The organism is Paenibacillus sp. HB172176, assembly GCF_011947265.1.
Taxonomy (GTDB): Bacteria; Bacillota; Bacilli; order Paenibacillales; family Paenibacillaceae; genus Pristimantibacillus.
In genome coordinates this window covers 111,564-128,848 of record NZ_JAATHD010000006.1, presented here as the reverse complement: position 1 = coordinate 128,848, position 17,285 = coordinate 111,564, and the positions used below count along the sequence as shown (strand labels likewise).

13 protein-coding genes are annotated in these 17,285 nt (G+C 52.1%); all 13 read right to left on the bottom strand.

Annotation, left to right across the window (positions count from 1 at the left end; all coding sequences use genetic code 11):
* Positions 1–3: 3 nt before the first annotated feature.
* Entirely contained in the window at positions 4–528 is a 525-nt protein-coding gene (locus tag HFP08_RS10770; protein WP_168120606.1) for a YqeG family HAD IIIA-type phosphatase, read from the bottom strand.
* A 146-nt stretch (positions 529–674) separates the two neighbouring features.
* Entirely contained in the window at positions 675–2,921 is a 2,247-nt protein-coding gene (locus HFP08_RS10765) for a transglutaminase TgpA family protein (protein WP_168120605.1), read from the bottom strand.
* Positions 2,918–4,165: a DUF58 domain-containing protein gene (locus tag HFP08_RS10760; RefSeq protein ID WP_168120604.1), complete on the bottom strand. Its 1,248-nt coding sequence runs from the start codon at positions 4,163–4,165 to the stop codon at positions 2,918–2,920. Before HFP08_RS10760 ends, HFP08_RS10765 begins: the two co-directional genes overlap by 4 nt.
* Positions 4,166–4,169: 4 nt before the next feature.
* The gene (locus tag HFP08_RS10755) at positions 4,170–5,126 is read right to left on the bottom strand and encodes an AAA family ATPase (RefSeq protein WP_168120603.1); all 957 of its coding nucleotides are present in this window, start codon (positions 5,124–5,126) and stop codon (positions 4,170–4,172) included.
* A 200-nt stretch (positions 5,127–5,326) separates the two neighbouring features.
* A complete protein-coding gene (spoVAE, locus tag HFP08_RS10750) occupies positions 5,327–5,677 on the bottom strand; it encodes a stage V sporulation protein AE (protein ID WP_168120602.1) in 351 nt (116 codons plus the stop codon).
* Complete coding sequence (spoVAD, locus tag HFP08_RS10745; protein ID WP_168120601.1) at positions 5,674–6,696, bottom strand: stage V sporulation protein AD; 1,023 nt, start codon at positions 6,694–6,696, stop codon at positions 5,674–5,676. The genes spoVAE and spoVAD overlap by 4 nt, the downstream gene beginning before the upstream one ends.
* A 1-nt stretch (position 6,697) precedes the next feature.
* Positions 6,698–7,189 (bottom strand): stage V sporulation protein AC, encoded by a 492-nt coding sequence (gene spoVAC, locus HFP08_RS10740; RefSeq protein ID WP_168120600.1) that lies wholly within the window; start codon positions 7,187–7,189, stop codon positions 6,698–6,700.
* A 458-nt stretch (positions 7,190–7,647) separates the two neighbouring features.
* Entirely contained in the window at positions 7,648–9,672 is a 2,025-nt protein-coding gene (locus HFP08_RS10735) for a beta-galactosidase (protein ID WP_168120599.1), read from the bottom strand.
* A 97-nt stretch (positions 9,673–9,769) separates the two neighbouring features.
* A complete protein-coding gene (locus HFP08_RS10730; RefSeq protein ID WP_168120598.1) occupies positions 9,770–11,503 on the bottom strand; it encodes an ABC transporter substrate-binding protein in 1,734 nt (577 codons plus the stop codon).
* A gap of 288 nt (positions 11,504–11,791) precedes the next feature.
* A complete protein-coding gene (locus HFP08_RS10725; protein WP_168120597.1) occupies positions 11,792–12,685 on the bottom strand; it encodes a carbohydrate ABC transporter permease in 894 nt (297 codons plus the stop codon).
* A gap of 13 nt (positions 12,686–12,698) precedes the next feature.
* Complete coding sequence (locus tag HFP08_RS10720; protein ID WP_240941288.1) at positions 12,699–13,622, bottom strand: ABC transporter permease; 924 nt, start codon at positions 13,620–13,622, stop codon at positions 12,699–12,701.
* 277 nt (positions 13,623–13,899) lie between these two features.
* Positions 13,900–15,456, bottom strand: coding sequence for a response regulator transcription factor (locus tag HFP08_RS10715; protein WP_168120595.1), 1,557 nt, complete (start codon positions 15,454–15,456; stop codon positions 13,900–13,902).
* A complete protein-coding gene (locus tag HFP08_RS10710) occupies positions 15,449–17,248 on the bottom strand; it encodes a sensor histidine kinase (RefSeq protein WP_168120594.1) in 1,800 nt (599 codons plus the stop codon). The genes HFP08_RS10715 and HFP08_RS10710 overlap by 8 nt, the downstream gene beginning before the upstream one ends.
* Positions 17,249–17,285 lie beyond the last annotated feature (37 nt).

The window sequence follows — 17,285 nt, the reverse complement described above, 5'->3', positions numbered from 1 at the left end:
CCGTCACTTCGTTTCCTCCTCGTACCATAAGCCGCGCTTGCGCAATCTGGCCAGCGCGAAACGTTCGATTCTTCTGTTCACCATTGTCATCATCCCCTCATCGCCAGGCGATATCGGAGCGACGAGCACCGTATACAAACCCATGCGATTGCCTCCGAGCACATCCGTCATCATCTGATCGCCTATCATGAGCGTTTGTCCGGCTTCCAATCCGAGCAAAGCGAGAGCCTTGCGGAAAGCCTTCTGCGACGGCTTTCGCGCGGCATGGACGAACGGAATCTGGAGCGGAGACGCGAAGCTCCCCACTCTGGTTTTATTATTATTAGACACAATGACGACCTGAAAGCCCGCGGACTTCACCTTCGCAAGCCATGCCACCAGCTCCGGCGTGGCAAGCGGCTCCTTGGCGCCGACAAGCGTGTTGTCCAGATCGGTAATAATGCCGCGAATGCCGTGAGAAGCAATCTCCTCAAGGTTGATATCGTATACCGAATTGACCCGCATATTCGGCAATAATCGTTCGAACATAACTGAAATCCCTCTGCTTTCTGCCTGCTATCTTACGAAACTATACCATATAATCCAAAACGGTTGCAAAAAAATTGCCGCAATCCATAATAACCGCGAGGCTGTAAAAGGATAGCCTCTGTCATCATCGAAAGCGGCAAGCTATTTTATTTTAATTTGACGATTAATTGCCGAATTCTCTCGATCAGACGATGAGATTCCTCTTTGGAGAATGGAGCTGCGCCGTATTTGGCTTGCTCGAAGCCGTCTACGACAAGAACGAAATCGTCCTTGAGCCATTTCTGATGCTTCGACCATCGAAGAGCGGCCTCTCGAAGCGTCTCATGCTCTTCTCTCCGAAGTCCTTTGCGCTTGCAGATGCGAAGAAGCCTCTCCGTCTCGAGAATAATCCGCTCATTGGCTGTATAGGAGCCTTCCCTGAGCTGCTCCCAGAGAGCGGCGATTCGGGCGCGCCGATAGAACAATAAACCGCCAAGAAGAGCTGCAGCAGAAAGAATTGCCAGCCACAGCCAAAGCGTCGCCAGCGAGCTGTCCGAAGCGCCTTGCTCCGGCTCAGGAACGGTGGTTTCCTTATCGTCCGTATCCAGTTCCTCGACAGGAGTTTCTTCCTTCGTTGGCAACGTATAAGGAAAGATGAAGCCCGCTGTCGGCTCGAAGGATATCCAGCCGTAGCCGTCAAAGTATATTTCCACCCAGGAATGCGCGTCCGAATTGCGAATCGTATAGATGCCGGCTTGCTCCGCGGACTCCTCCGCCTCCACGCCGTAGGGCAGCTCATCCGGCATAGTATTCGTATTCGGAAGCGATCCCGGCGCGAAGCCCTTCACCCAGCGCGAGGGCATCCCGAGACTTCTCGCCATGACCGCCATGGCGGTCGAGAAGTAATCGCAATAGCCTTCCTTCAGCTCGAACAGAAATTGATCGACGAAGTCATCGCTCTGACCGGACAGCTTGCTCAAATCCGGCTTATTCGTGTACGTATAAGTCTGACTCAGGTAACTCTCGAGCAGCTTTGCCTTCTCGTAATCGCTTGCGCCCTCCGCCGTTACCGCCTCCGCCAATTGGCGCACGCGCGCCGGAAGCGCATCCGGCAGCTGCGTGTAATACGCCTCTTGCCGATTATCTTCTATTAATGAAGAAACTTGCTTGAGTCCTTCCTCGTCCAGCACCGTCACTGCCGAAGTGAGAGCATACGATTCCGGATAGCTGTCGACTTTCCCTTGAAATTTTAGCTCCCAATACTGAGGCAGCCATCTCAGCTGGGACGGAATTGGCGATGTATCCGTATCCAACCATTTGACGCTCGAAACAGGAGCTGCGTTGAACAAGACCGGATAGACATCCTCCCGAATCATCGTTACGGTATAATCGATCTCCACCGTTTGCGCAAGCGAGCGACCATCTCCGTCAGACAGCAATTCATTTCGTCCGATGCTCTGCATGGTTCTCGAGTCGTTCCCGCGCTCCGCCTCCGTCCAGCCTTCGCCGGTATAGATGCCCTTCGTCTCTCCGCGCCAATAGCTTTTGCGATTCGTCGCAATGGTCATCATAGGCGAATAGTCGAAGTTGAAGCCTCCGCCAAGAACATCGTCATTGCGGCTGTAGCCCGAGCTGGCGCTCCGCTTCGGACTTGAAGAGTCGTTCGATTGAACCGCCTTGTCGCCCAGAAACAGTTGGACCTCTTCGCCCCGGGAGTTTTTCCAGATGGTATACGGATCTTGAACGAGCGGCGCAAGCGAAGGCACATTCAAGCCAATCAGCATGAACAGTGAGAACACAATGACAATCGACACAATTAATCCCGCCGGGTATTGAAGGAGATGCTTCAAGCTTTCCGGATGCACCGTCTGAAGCTTGGCCAGATGACTGACAATCAGCCATAGCAAGCCGATAAACACGACCAGGGCCACATTGTCCCATAGCCAGATCGGCGTGAACGAATCCGTAACGGTGAGCATGAGCAAGGCGGCAGCAACAAAGCCCGCCATGCGCATGCGCGTCGTAGCCCAGGCGCTGAACAAGAAATGAATGCCCAGCAGCGTCAAGCTAATCCACAAGAAGGGGTGAATCTGCGCGAGATGCTGCTGCACCCACCAGGCAAGATCCGAAGTGCTGCCCGGAGGCGATATCGCGTATTCCACTCTCGCAAACCGAAAAGTAATATAGACAGCCGATGCCAGCTGCAGACTGAATCGAAGCAGTCTCATCCGCTGGGGCAGAAGCAGATCCACGATAACCGCGACCGCGACCGTGCAGTATCCGATGACAAAGCTTTCCTTCCACCAATAACGGTCGAAAATGGCCATGCAACTTGCAATCGTAAGACCTACGAATAGCGACACCAACTTGCGGTACCACTGTGAATGAAGCTGATGCGAAACCGTTTTTCTCATGCAATACCGCTCCCTTCCAAAATCGATGGAAGCTCTTGCAGCTGATTGATTTCGAAGGCATGCCACCCTTTGTCGCGAATCAATTTCTGCCACCCTGCTCCCTCGTCATGCCTTGTCCCACGTGAGCCTACATGAATGAGACAAGGCGTGAGGCCTTTGCGGGAGAGAAACTCCATGCTCCTCAGCATGCTGCTTCCCGTCTCGCCGGTAATCAGCAAGGCAAAGCTTCCCGGTTCGATCACCGAATTCGCCATTTGCAGAGACAAATAGATGGAACGCGGAGCATCCGCATCGACGAAGGTCAGATGCTTCATCGCCAAGCTTCGTTGCTCGATGCCCGATTTGGCGGGAAGATAGGTCATGCTCTCCCCTATTGACAATAATCCCATCGCCGTGTCGTCCTTGAGCCCATGCTCCATGAACGAAGCCGTAACGGAGACCGCGAGCTCGAAGCGTTCCAGCAATGAGCCCTCATAAGCAGGCAAATGCCGATCCAGAATGAGCAGGGTTCTCGGCAACGACTCCCTCTCGAACGCTTTGGATTTCCATTCTCCCGTCTTGGCTGTCGCATTCCAATGAATTCGGGACAGCCGGTCGCCGTACAAATATTCACGAACGCCGTTCAATTGCGTCGTTTCTTTCGCAGATCTCGAAGCGGCGGCATGCGAGTAAGGACCGCGAACGCCGCGCTGGAATCCGCTCCACTGCCTGATGGCAACCGTCTGGGGCAGAACGCTGAATACCGCTTCCGCAGGAAAGCTCCCCGTATGCTCGAACAGTCCGAAGACATCCCAAGTGACGCATTCCGCGTTCGCGAATCGATATTCTCCCCTTTGAAGCGCCGGCGTATGATACGTTACGCTTCCGGCTCTCTTCCAATTGGGAATGAACGAGGCTTCAAATTGCAGAAGCTGTCCGTTATGACGGCGCAGCACGTCTCTGATAATGACGTAAGGGACGGGATAATAGCCCGGGACCTTGACCTGAAGATTAACCTCCAGCGGACTTCCCGCCGAAATGGTCTTGTTATGCGCCGAGGAGCCCTGGCTCGTGAATGCGCGCGTACCGTTTACCCGGTTAATTCCGCTCCATCTTCCAAGCAACAGGTACACCAGCAGCAAATTCAATATGACGAAAAGCATCAAAGCGGTCTTGCCGCCCTGAAACAAAAAATAAAACGCGCTGCAAACATATACGGCAGCGATAATCGGCCAGCGGACTCGACTTGCATTCGCCGGTTGCATGAGCTTATCGCTCCAGCCGGATCGGCACTTTCGTCGATTGCAGCACCTGCTCCACGACTTCCTCCGAGGAGAGTCCGTTCATCCTCGCTTCCGTTCTGAGGAGCAGCCTATGCGACAGCACGTATGGAGCGAGCGCCTTAACATCGTCGGGCGTAACATATCTTCGTTGATTGAGAAACGCGCGCGCTTTGGACGCGCGGGACAATGCGATGGCCGCACGGGGACTTGCCCCGAGCCTTACTTGATTATGCTCTCTGGTTCCACGGACCAGGCTGACCAAATATTTGCCAACCGCATCATCCATATGCACCGCAAGCGCCTGTTGTTGAATCAACGTAATGTCGCCGATTTCCATGACGCGCTGAATGCGCTCGGAAGGATGGTTGCCGTCATTGCCCGTCACCATGCGATGCTCATCCTCCTCGCTCGGATAACCAAGCGAAAGCTTCATCATGAAGCGGTCCAGCTGCGCTTCGGGCAGCGTATAGGTGCCTTCGAATTCAATTGGATTCTGCGTGGCAAGCAGGATAAACGGCTGCGGCAGCTCGAAGCTGTCTCCATCGACCGTCACATGCCCTTCCTCCATCGCCTCCAGCAGCGCCGATTGCGTTTTTGTCGTAGCTCTATTAATCTCGTCCGCAAGCAAAATATTCGCCATGATCGGACCTGGTCGGAATATAAATCTCTCCTGCTTCGGGTGGTAAATGGAAACACCGGTAATATCGGTCGGAAGCAGGTCCGGATTGCATTGAATGCGCCTGAACTGGCCGCCGATAGATTTCGCTAGCGCTTTCACGAGCTGCGTCTTGCCGGTTCCGGGAACATCTTCAAGCAAGACATGACCTCCCGCGATTACTGCAATCAACAAACGTTCAATTTCTTCGTGTTTGCCCAGGATACAGCCATCTAAATTACTTAAAATCGAGGAGCATAATTGCATATCAGCCATTTGAATATCCATACCAGTACCTCCTGGAAACGAAGAATAGTAGAAAAGAATGAAGAAATTCGGTAATAGTCTTATTCTACCGTATGACGTTCGAACTGGACACACAATCGCCCTACAAAAAAAATTGGAGAATCCCACAGGATTCTCCAAACCTTTTTTTGACGGCTGTCTCCGCCACCTATTCAAAAACCGATTTTATCGTCTTCACCGCTTCACCCCTTCGGCCTGACAACGAGAGCCGCCAGGAATGAGAAAATAATCGCCGCGGAAATGCCCGCGCTCGTGACCTTGAAAATGCCGGATATAACGCCGATCCAGCCTTGATCATGAAGCTCGGTGAGCGCCCCGTGAACGAGCGCGTTGCCGAAGCTGGTAATCGGGACGGTAGCGCCGGCGCCGGCGAATTTGATCAGCGGCTCGTACAAATCGAAACCGTCTACGATCGCGCCAATCACGACCAGAGTCGCCATCGTGTGGGCCGGCGTCAGCTTGAATACGTCGAACATAATCTGACCGAGCACGCAGATGGCTCCGCCGATAACAAACGCCCAGAGAAAAATCATGCTCCATGCTCCTTTCCCGCAGCGATGGCGACCGCATGAGCAATACATGGAATGCTCTCGCCTTGCTGGAAGGATAGCGGCGAGAGCAGCGCTCCTGTCGCTACGACCAAAATGCGCTTTAGTTCTCCTTTGTTGATCCGTTTGAGCAGATGGCCGTAGGTCACGACCGCCGAGCAGCCGCAGCCGCTTCCCCCCGCCTGCACCTTCTGCTTCTTCACATCGTAGACCATCAGGCCGCAATCATTAAACACCGTATGGTTCATCGGCACGCCGTCCTGCAGCAGCAAATCATTCGCAATCGGATGACCAACGCCCGCAAGATCTCCCGTTACGATCAGATCATAGTCGCCGGGAGATCTTCCTGTATCGTTGAAATGCGCTTGAATCGTATCGACTGCGGCGGGGGCCATAGCCGCACCCATGTTGAACGGATCCTTGATGCCCAGATCGACGACCTTGCCGATGGTCGCGCATTCGACGATCGGACCTTCTCCGGCTGAAGAGACGACCGCGGCCCCGGCGCCCGTTACCGTATACTGGGCCGTCGGCGGCTTCTGCGAGCCGTATTCGGTCGGATAGCGGAATTGCTTCTCCGCGGTGCAATTGTGGCTGCAGGTTCCGGCAAGCGCCTTCTGGGCCGCCCCGCTGTCAACGAGCTGGGCGGCGAGCGCCAGTGTCTCCATCGAGGTGGAGCAGGCGCCGAACACGCCCAGATACGGCAAGCCAAGCTTTCTCGCCGCGAAGCTGTTGCTTATGATTTGGTTCATGAGATCGCCGCCGACATAAAATTGTATATCCTCTTTCTGCAGCTTGGCGTTCTGAATTGCGAATTCGGATGCCTGCTCCAGCAGCAGCCGCTCCGCCTTCTCCCAGCTCTTCTGCTGCATATCAAGCTCGGGATGCACGAAATCAAAGTCGGCAGCAAGCGGTCCTTCTCCTTCATCCGGTCCGACAACCGTAGCAGCCCCTGCTATAACCGGCTTGCTCTCGAACCACCAGGATTGTTTGCCTTGAAGCATATCATTGACCTCCGGTGCCCAGAATGAGATGCGCGATTCCGACGAAGAACGCCGCTACGGTGCCGTACACGATGACGGCGCCAGCCAGCTTGAACATATTGCCCCCCACGCCAAGCACCAGGCCTTCGCTGCGATGCTCCAGCGCCGCCGAGCACATTGAATTGGCGAAACCCGTTACCGGAACCGCCGATCCCGCGCCTGCGAATTGGGCAAGCTTGTCGTAGACCCCGAGACTCGTCAGAACGACCGATATGAAAATGAGCACGGCAACGGTCGGATTGCTCGCCTCCTCCGGAGTCATATTCATGAGATGCACGAACAGCTCGGAAATCGCTTGTCCGACAATGCATATTGAGCCGCCAATCAGAAAAGCCTTCAAACAATTGCCGAGAATGGAACGGGGCGGCTCCTTCACCTTGGCGAATGCCTGATATTCCTTCGGTGACATGGTCATCTTCTTGAACCTGTTGCCGCCCCCAACTTTAATTGCCATCGTTATTTCCTCCTTCACGCGACCGCCGATCTCTGCCGCACCGAATAACTTCCTTCCCGTTCATTATTTGTTATTTGCTATTCGGTTATGCTGTGGAAGAAATTGGATGGTTGAACAGATTGGAGGGCTGGATGATTAGAAAGTGGAGTGGATTGGGAGGTGGATCAGACAGGGAGACGCATATGAAGGAATAGTTAAGCAGGAAAAACTCCAGTATAAACAATGAAAATGAACCCGTTTAAGTAAAACAACCAAAATAAGCTGGAGAAATTCCAGCTTATCCGATTTATTCCTGAATTTCATTTCATTAATACTGGAGAAAATCCAGTTCATATGAACAAAACGACTTTTGAGACAGCATCAGCGCTGCATCCGTAAGCTAGAATAACGTACTAACGCACTTACAAACTTCACACTTGCGCACTAACACACTTTTACGCACTTAAGCATTTACAAGCTTAGCCCTTTAGAATCAGGACGCCCTTCGCCGGAAGGTCGAAGCTGCCGGACAAACTTTCCCCGCTGAGCAGCTCTTGCCGCGCCGTTTCGCCAAGCTCAACCTTCGCAGCCGCATCATTATGATTCATCACGAACAGGAAGCTGACGCCATCCTTGCTTCTCTCCGTTACTTCTACGCCCGGGACAGGAGGAAGGAGCGAGGCGATGCCGTTCTCCTCGCATACCGTCGCCATGAAGCTCTTCATGAACGCGCCATCCGGCGAGCTGGCTACATACCAAGCTTTGCCCGCGCCGAAACCGTTCACGGTCAGAACCGGCATGCCCTGATAGAAATCGCTGCCGTATTCGGCGATCGTCTCCGCGCCCTCGGTATGAATCAGATCGCATAGAATGCCGCAGGAATAGGAGCCCGACAGCTCGCCGCGCTGCGCTCGAACGACCATTTCGTTCGTCTTCCCGGGCATTAACGCGTCGATCTCCTCCGCCCAGATGCCAAGCACCTTGCGGAGCTTGCCGGGATATCCGCCGGTCGTGACAATATCGTTCTCGTTCACGATGCCGCTGAAGAATGTCGTGATGAAGGTTCCGCCGCGCGCGACGAAGGCTTCCACTTTCTCCGCGAAGCCTTCCTTCACCATATACATGACGGGAGCGATAACCACCTGGTACTTGTCGAGACTCTCTTCCACGCTGATCATATCCGTAGCGACATTGAGCTCGGACAGCGCTTCATAATAGCGATGCACCTCGTCCACATATTTCAGCGCCACGCTCGGTCCGCTCGAGAGCTCAACCGCCCAGCGATTTTCCCAATCATAGACGATGCCGACCTTCGCCTCCGTGCGCGAATCCAGCAATTGACCGCCAAGCTTCTGAAGCTCGGAGCCAAGCTCGGCGCATTCACGAAATACCCGCGTATGCTCGTGCCCGACATGCTCGATGACGGCGCCGTGATATTTCTCGCAAGCGCCGATCGATCTTCTGAGCTGGAAGAACATCACCGTGTCCGCGCCGTGCGCGATCGCCTGATAGCTCCACAAGCGCATGACGCCCGGACGCTTCAAGGCGTTGTAGGCTTGCCAGTTCTGCTGGCTCGGCGTCTGCTCCATCAGCATGAACGGCTGGCCGCTCTTGAGGCCTCGCATCAGGCTGTGCGTCATGCCTGTGAAGCTGAAAGGCGTATCAATCGAAGGATAATTGTCCCATGAGACAACATCCATCTCCTTCGCCCATTTGAAATAATCCAGCTCGGGATAGGTTCCCATCAAATTCGTTGTAATGAGAACATCGCTTGAATGCTTCCGAATCGCCTCATGCTCGAGCTTATAGCATTCGAGCATGCTGTCGGATTGAAATCTGCGATAGTCGAGTGAGATGCTTTGAAAGTTCGTGCGATTGCCGGCCCATTCCTCGCTCAGCGCATTGGGAACGACAATCTCGTCCCAATCGTAGAAAGTATGTCCCCAGAAGCTCGTATACCATGCCTTGTTAAGCGCATCGATCGTGCCATAGCGCTTCTGCGCCCAAACGCGAAACTCTCGCTCGCAATTGTCGCAATAGCAGTAGCCGCCGTATTCGTTGGAGATATGCCACACAACGAGTCCTGGAGCATTATGATAGCGCTCCGCAAGCTTGCCTGCTATTAAAGCTGAATATTTGCGATAGGCCGGGCTATTCGGACAAGAATTATGTCTGCCTCCGAACTTGCGCTTGCGTCCCTCGTAATCGACTCTTGTCACGTCCGGATGACGCTTCGCCATCCAGGCGGGATGCGCGCCGGTGCTCGTAGCCAGACAGATCGCGATGCCGTCCTTCTGCAGCTTGTCCATGATTTGATCGAGCTCGGAGAAATCATACTTCTCCTCGCTTGGCTGAATACGCGCCCAAGAGAACACGTTCACCGTTGCAATATCAATGCCCGCAAGCTTGAACATGCGCAGATCCTCATTCATGATCTCGCTGTCCCACTGCTCCGGGTTGTAGTCTCCTCCATACCAGATCTTCGGCAATTTGTTATTAATCATTTGATGATTGACTCCCTTCTCATGCGATATCCCTATGAGTATAACAGAACGAAGAGCCCTTAGGTAACAGGCTCTCCGCTCCTTGATGTTGCTTATCTTATTTGGACCAAAGCGCCACGCGGTCTTGAACCATTTTGGAGAACTCGGCGTTCAATTTGTCAACGCCCGCAGCGTCCAGGTCTTTCAGGAAAGCGTCATACACTTTGTCGAAATCTTCCGGTTTGGCCAGAATCGCTTCTGGAATGCGCTTCTTCATAATATCCTGTGTTTTCTGGAAAATAACATTCGCCTGCGAGCCGGTTTCGAAAGGAAGCGTCCAAGCCGCGCCGTATTTGCGCTCGGGGAACGCGTCGTCTGCCGGCCACAGATCCTTGTAAGTCGTCGCGCCGTATGCAGTCAAGGTTTTCTTGTCTTGATCGGAGTATCCTGCCACGATCTGGTCCGGGAACGTCGTTGTATAGTAGTTGCCGGTCGGATCCTTCACACCGTCGCCGTAGCGAGCGGAGATCAGGTAGTTTCCGATTCCTGTCGTTTTCTTGAAGTTATTGCCGTCATTAGACTTTGCTTGCTGCACTTCTTCAGGAATAACGCGTTTGCCGTCTACCACATTGTAATGCTCGCCTTCGATGCCCCAGTTGATCAGCACTTGGCCTTCATCTGATGCCAGATAATCCAAATATTTGATGACGCGTACTGGGTCCTTCGCATCCTTCGTGATGCCAATGCCGTAGCCTGCAAGATAGCCTGTGCCTTGGAACGAATGATCCTGGAAGCTGTCGTTCAGCGTAATCGGGAAGCGCGCATATGTGTCCTCGAATTTGCCTTCCGCTTTCAGAGCGTTCTCGGCTTCGCCGTAATCCCAGTTCTGATCGATAAGTCCGAGCACGCGGCCGGAAGCGATCTTCGCTTTGTATTGATCATATTTCTGAACAAAGCTTTCCTTGTCAAGCAGACCGATATCGTTCATGTGGTTCAGCCAGCGGAAGTATTCTCTCTCTTCCGGACGTTGATAGTGCATAACCGCTTCGAGCGTGTCTTGGTCGACATAGAATTCGCCGTCGTCCGGAGCGCCTGTTGCCAGGAAAGCCGGGTTCGTAACCGAGATTAGAATTTGCCATTCGCCGCCGTTCAGAGACATGCCGATTGTCGGCTGCCCGTCTTCAGTCGTAGGGTTTTTCTCGATATATGCTTTGATTGCCGCTTCATAATCTTCGACTGTTTTCATCTCCGGATAGCCTGCCGCCTCCAGCACCTTGTGCTGCAACTGGAAGCCGCCGCCCGCTTCAAAGTACGTTTGGCCTACGCCGTCGATTGGCAGGAAGTAGATGGAATCATCATCCTCGCTCCAGTTCAGACGGTTGTAATAGTCTCCGTAAATTTTCTTCAGATTGGGTGCGTATTTGTCGATCAGCTCGCGCATATCGATCATGGCGCCGGCATCTACCAGCTTGCCCGCGTTACCCTTCGGCATAACAAGATCCGGATACTCGTCGCTCGCTACCATCAACGAGAACATGTCGGCGTCATTGCCGCCTACCGGGAATTCTTCCTTCAGCGTTACACCGGTTCTCTTCAGAAGCTCTTGACCAACCTCGCTTTGATTGTCGTCCCAGCTTGGATTAACATCTCCGGCAACCAGGCGAATCGTAATCGGCTCCAAATCCTCGTCATTGGCCCCGTCATTCGATGCCGTATTATTGGCCGAATTGTTGCCGCCTTCATTTCCTCCGTCATTCGAGTTGTTCGAATTATTGCTGTTGCTGCAAGCAGCCATGATAAGAAGGATTAGGACCATCATCATGCTTAGTGCGATTTGCGCTTTTCTTCTCATTGCTTTACTGCCTCCCTTTTTTGTGTGATGCTCATTGTCATGCTCATGTATAGTTCAGACCGGATGGTCTGCTATTACTGTTATTGATTGTGAATAAATTTTCATTATGCAACATTCACTGCCAGGATAGGGCTTTGCTTGGAAGCTCAAACACGTTTTGTCGGCCTTGATTTCATTGAAATTTTAAGGTGTCAAGGCCAACAAAAAACTCGCCCTCAAGCAAAGACCTTTCCCTCCCGCTCATGTTGTTGAATATTGATTCACAAAACTTTTTCGCCGAAATCAGTTCTAGCTCTTTACAGCGCCAAGCGTCATACCCTTGACGAAATAGCGCTGCAAGAAAGGATACACGAGCAAGATCGGAACGGTAACGACAATCGTAATCGCCATCTTGATCGATTCCGGCGATACTGACGCAATGGCCTGCTGAGCGTTCGGATCGCGGTAATTGCTGCCGGATTGGGTCGATTGAAGCACCTTCATCAGCTCATATTGCAGCGTCGTGAATTGCGGCTTCTGACTGTTGTAGAGATAGGTATCGAACCAGGAGTTCCAGTGTCCGACCGCGATAAACAAAGCGATCGTCGCCAGCACCGGCTGACACAGCGGAAGAATGATGCGCCAGAAGATCGTCCAGTCGTTGGCCCCGTCGATCTTCGCCGATTCTTGTAGCGCAAGGGGCAGTCCGTCGATATAGGATCGAATGACGAACACATTCCATACGCTCAGAATAGCTGGTATCAGATAAACCTCGAAGGTTCCGATGAGATGCAGATGTCGCATCAGCATGTAACCCGGAATCAATCCGCCGGTGAAATACATCGTCAGAGCGAACAGCACCGACATCCATCTTCTTGCCTGAAAATCTCTGCGGCTTAGCGTATAAGCCATCATCGATGAAGCAAGCACGCCGATTGCCGTTCCAAGCACGGTTCGAATAACAGAGTTTTTGAAGCCTGTAAGCAAACCGTCGAAGGCAAAAATGGTTTCGTAATTTTTGAGCGTGAATTCTCTTGGAAAAATGGTAATTCCCCCGCGTACGGTATCAACGGAATCATTGAATGAAATGGCGAGCACGTTGAGAAATGGATACAGCGTTACAATTCCGATCAGCGTCATCAGGATATAGACGCCGCTATCAAATAGTTTGTCGCTGAGATTTCGATTCGATAAGGTATTCATGACAGCAGCCCTCCTAGATGACCGATTCTTTGGTTACGCGTTTGTAGATCGTATTGGCGCCGAATACGAGCAAGATGCTCACGACGGAATTGAAGATGCCGATTGCCGTTCCGTAAGAATAACGGCTTAAGTTAATGCCGTAATTGAGCGCATACAGATCCAGCACCTCGGAATAATCCTTGACGAGAGGATTGCCGAGCAGGAATTGCTTCTCGAATCCGATCGATATCAAATGTCCGATGGACAGAATGAACAGCACCATAAAGGTTGTGCGAATGCCAGGCAGCGTAATATGCCACATCTTGCGGAATCTTCCGGCTCCGTCGACCGTGGAAGCCTCGTACAGCTCCGGATCGATGCCCGACATGGCCGCCAGGAAGATAATCGAATTCCAGCCCGTCTCCTTCCAGGCATCCGAAGCGGTTACGATGCTCCAGAACCATTCGCCCTTCGCCATGAATTGCACCGGCTCATTGATGAGATGAAGCGACATCAACAGCTGGTTCACCGCCCCTCCGTCCGTGGACAGCATCTTCGTGACCAAGCCCGCAACTACGACCCAGGATACGAAATGGGGCAGATAAGAAATCGTTTGAATCGATCTTTTGAAAAATTGTCCTCTGATTTCGTTAATGAACAAAGCGAAGATGATTGGCACCGTAAAGCTGACCATGAGTCCCATAACGCTCATACCAAGCGTGTTGCGCAGCGCCATGTAAAATTGATGATCCGCGAACAGCTCCTTGAAATTGTCCAGCCCTGTCCATTTCTGATTCAGAATCGAGAATCTCGGCTTGTAATTCTGGAAGGCCATCAGCCAGCCCCAGATCGGCACATAGCTGAAGATTACAATCCAAACAACGAACGGCAGCGACATAAAGTACAAATAACGATTCTGAAGCATCCGCTTCAGGAAACGGTTTAGCTTGCTCGGCATGACTGCCGGCTTTATCTCTTGAATCTCCCCTTGTGACAGCGTTCTCATAAGCTTCCTCCTCCTGAATATTTGCGATGGGGTCAGCTTACTTGTGCAGCTTTCTCCACTTCCTTATGCATTAATCATAACGGATTAACCGAAGGGGAAAACACCCGATAAATCCGATATAAAGTCATGTCAAAACTAGCCTTCCTCCTGATAAGATTCCTATAAAAATCAGTGATCATGCATAGGAAAACCTTCATCCCTGAAGGAATGAAGGTTTTCAAGATAGTCCTTATTTGCCGCCGCTTTGCTTGAAGGCCGAGGGCGATATCCCCTTGTATTTCTTGAACTTGCTGTGGAAATAATCTGCATTAGCGTATCCGACGAGCTCGGCCACTTGATGCACCTTATGCCCTTGCTGCAGGAGCTCAATGGATTTGGCGATTCTAACCTTGTCAAGATACGTGTTGAAGCTTTCTCCCGCATGGCTCTTGAACAGCTTTCCAAGATAGCCGCTATTATAGTTGAACAGCTCTGCGAGCGTCTCGAGCCGTATCGATTCGTCGTAATGGCGATCGATAAAATCAAAAATCCGCTTCATGACAGAGGTCTGATCCGAAGCTCCCATCTTCTCCGTCAGATCGATTAGCTGCGTGCGCAGTTGATCGAGCATTTCATTATAGTGATGCTTAAGATAGAGACCGGTAATCATGGCCAGATCTTCTTTCAGCTTCAATTGCTGATGAGCAGCAGCCGCTTTGTTCAGCATAATGGTCAGCAATTGCGCCCAATTGCCCTTCAGCTGTTGTTCATTATCGGAAGCTTCCGCAAGTCTCGCAGAAGCTTCGTCTAACGTCTTGATCAATCCGTCCTTGCTGCCGATATCCGCCATATAGAATAGCTTATGGGCCAGCTCCTCGATCAAGACCGATTCCAGACGGGGTTCCGAAGAGCGCAGTGCGGACGTCATGTCCAATATCATGGACGTCGAATAAATCTTATCGCCCTCCAGCATGAACCGCCGCTTCAGTCCCGTCTTCATAATCGGAATTTCGGCGGAAAGCTCGTCGATATCCTTCACTGTGCGGCTGAGCATGGCGGTGAATCTCGCTTTGCCCTCGCAAGCCTTCGCGAGCCAGTCCTTCAATTGTTCCGCTCCCCCCCGAAGCTCGGGAAGGTCCTTGAGCAGAATGCCAATATAAGGCTCAGCCGCAAAGGTCCAGCCCGCCTCCTTCACGCAGACGAGCTCATCAAGCCGCTTTCTTACGACATTCTTCATCGTTAGCGAATGCTCTCTGCTGTACAGCTCGATCAGCAGCAAGCGGGAAGGCCAGAGGCGCCCTTGAAACCAAAGCGCGGTTTGTTCCTCCGTCAAGCCGTCATGCTCGAGCCTCTCCTCCAGCAGCTGCTGCAGCAGCTCCTCCCGAAGCAAGGCTGCAGCTCGAGGATCCTGCCTGGAAGCTGGGAAAGCCTGATTGCTTAACGAGGTAGAAATTCGCTCCACAAAGCTTTCGAGCTCATTCTCGTCGATCGGTTTCAAGACATAGCCGTCTACGCCGAAACCGATCGCCTGCTTCGCATAATTGAAATCCGCATAGCCGCTCAGAATGAGAATATGGCAGCTCTCGTCGAATTCCCGAATCGCCTCTATCGCCTTGAGTCCGTCCATCTTCGGCATTCGTATGTCTATGAGAAGAAGCTGCGGGCGCAGCTCCCTATGCCGCTGAACAGCCTCCTGACCGTTCGAAGCCGTGCCGGCCACCTCGAAGCCGTATTTGCTCCAGTCGACCAAGGTCTGCAGACCTTCCCTAATCATCGGCTCATCATCCACGATCAGCACTTTATGCATGGACTTGACCCCCTCGCGGTATGTCGAGACTAATCATCGTACCCTTATCGGGCTCGCTGTGCAGCCGGAGACCGCAGTCTTCTCCGTAGATCATAATCAGCCGCTGATGAACATTGCGAAGCCCGATTCGATATTCGCTTTCTTCCTCCATGTCATCCAAGGCTTGCCGAATCTCGCTCATCCGCTCCGGCTCAATACCGCTGCCGTTATCCGCAACCGCAATAGAGACTTTCTCTCCTTCATCCTGCACGCGAATTGTAATTTTGCCGCCTTGCTCCACATGGTCCAGACCATGGACGACGGCATTCTCGACGAGCGGCTGAATGATGAGAGGCGGTATATCCACCATCTCACAGCTTTCATCGACAATCATTTCGAAGGAAAGGCGATCGTTCCCGTAGCGGAATTTCTGAATTTCCAAATAACATCTCACGACTTCAAGCTCGGCCTTCAGCTTAATCAAGCCAGTGCCGACCTCGAGATTTTGCCTGATCATCTTCCCCAGCATCCGGACGACAACGGAAATCTCCTTCTCGCCCTTCAAATGCGCCTTCATGCGAATCGATTCCAGCGCATTGAACAGAAAATGCGGGTTGATCTGGCTCGCCATCATCTTCAGCTTGATCTCCCTCTGCCTGAGCAGAAGCTGGGATTTCTGATTTTCCGATTCCGCCACCTCGTCCATCAGATTCCGAATGCTGACGACCATATGATTGAATTGTCTCGACAACAAACCGATCTCGTCATTGCCGCTAATATTCGAGATGACGTTCAAATCACCCATCGCGACCTTATTCATGTCCTTATGAAGCACAAGCATGCGCTTGGCGATAATCGATGAGGTGAAATAGATAAGAATCCATGCGATCACGACGCTGATCAGCATAATCATGAGGCCAAGCAGACTGATCCGGTTCGCTCCGCCCACAATGCTGTCAATCGAGAATACGGATACGATATGAAGCCCGTTCTTGCTGGATGACGGAATCAGCTCGTCGAGAACGACTCGGGACGGCTTGCCGTCATATCGAAGCTCGTACGTACCAACCTCCTTATCGATCAATTCGCTGGCAAAGTCGAGCGTATTAATATTCTGTCCAACCAATTGCGTATCCTTGGCCGCAACGATTATGCCTTTATCGTCGTAGATCATCGTTTCGAACGGCTCTTGCTTCACCATATTATTAAGCTCATTCTGATCAACGCTAATGACAAGCACGCCGCTGGAACGATACAGCGGAAAGTTGATTTTCCGAACCAGGCTGAGATAGGACTGATTGCTCTTCGTCTCATCGGCAATGTAAGTCCAATGAATGCCGTCCTCGTCCATCGCCTTCTTGAACCAAGGCAACGCCTCTGTCTGAGGCCTAATGTTCAGAAACTCCCAATTCTCTAGCAGCGTCGTATTGGAGGAATAGAAGCGAATATTGTATATTTCGTTATAGAGTCGGACATAGTCCCGGAAATCATGATAATCGCGGTAAGCCTCCACGATCTCGTAGGTTGTTCTGTATTTCGTATTAACGACATTCATCAAGCGGCTGTCGCTCAGCAAATTATCCGAAATTTCGATCGGCATGCGGATAATATCGGCAGTCTGGGATTTGACCCGCTCCACATTGTTGGTCACTTGCTTCGTCGCTTGATCGAGCACATTCTGACGGAACGCCGTCGTCAAGAAGATGCCGACGATCAGGATTGGAACGAATACGACAAGAATAAACGAGAAAATCAGCTTGTTCTTGATTCGTATATTATTCGTGCGATGGGCAAGCTTGTGGATGGCTTTCATGCTGGGCAGTCTCCTCCGGCAGATGATGCAAACAGTC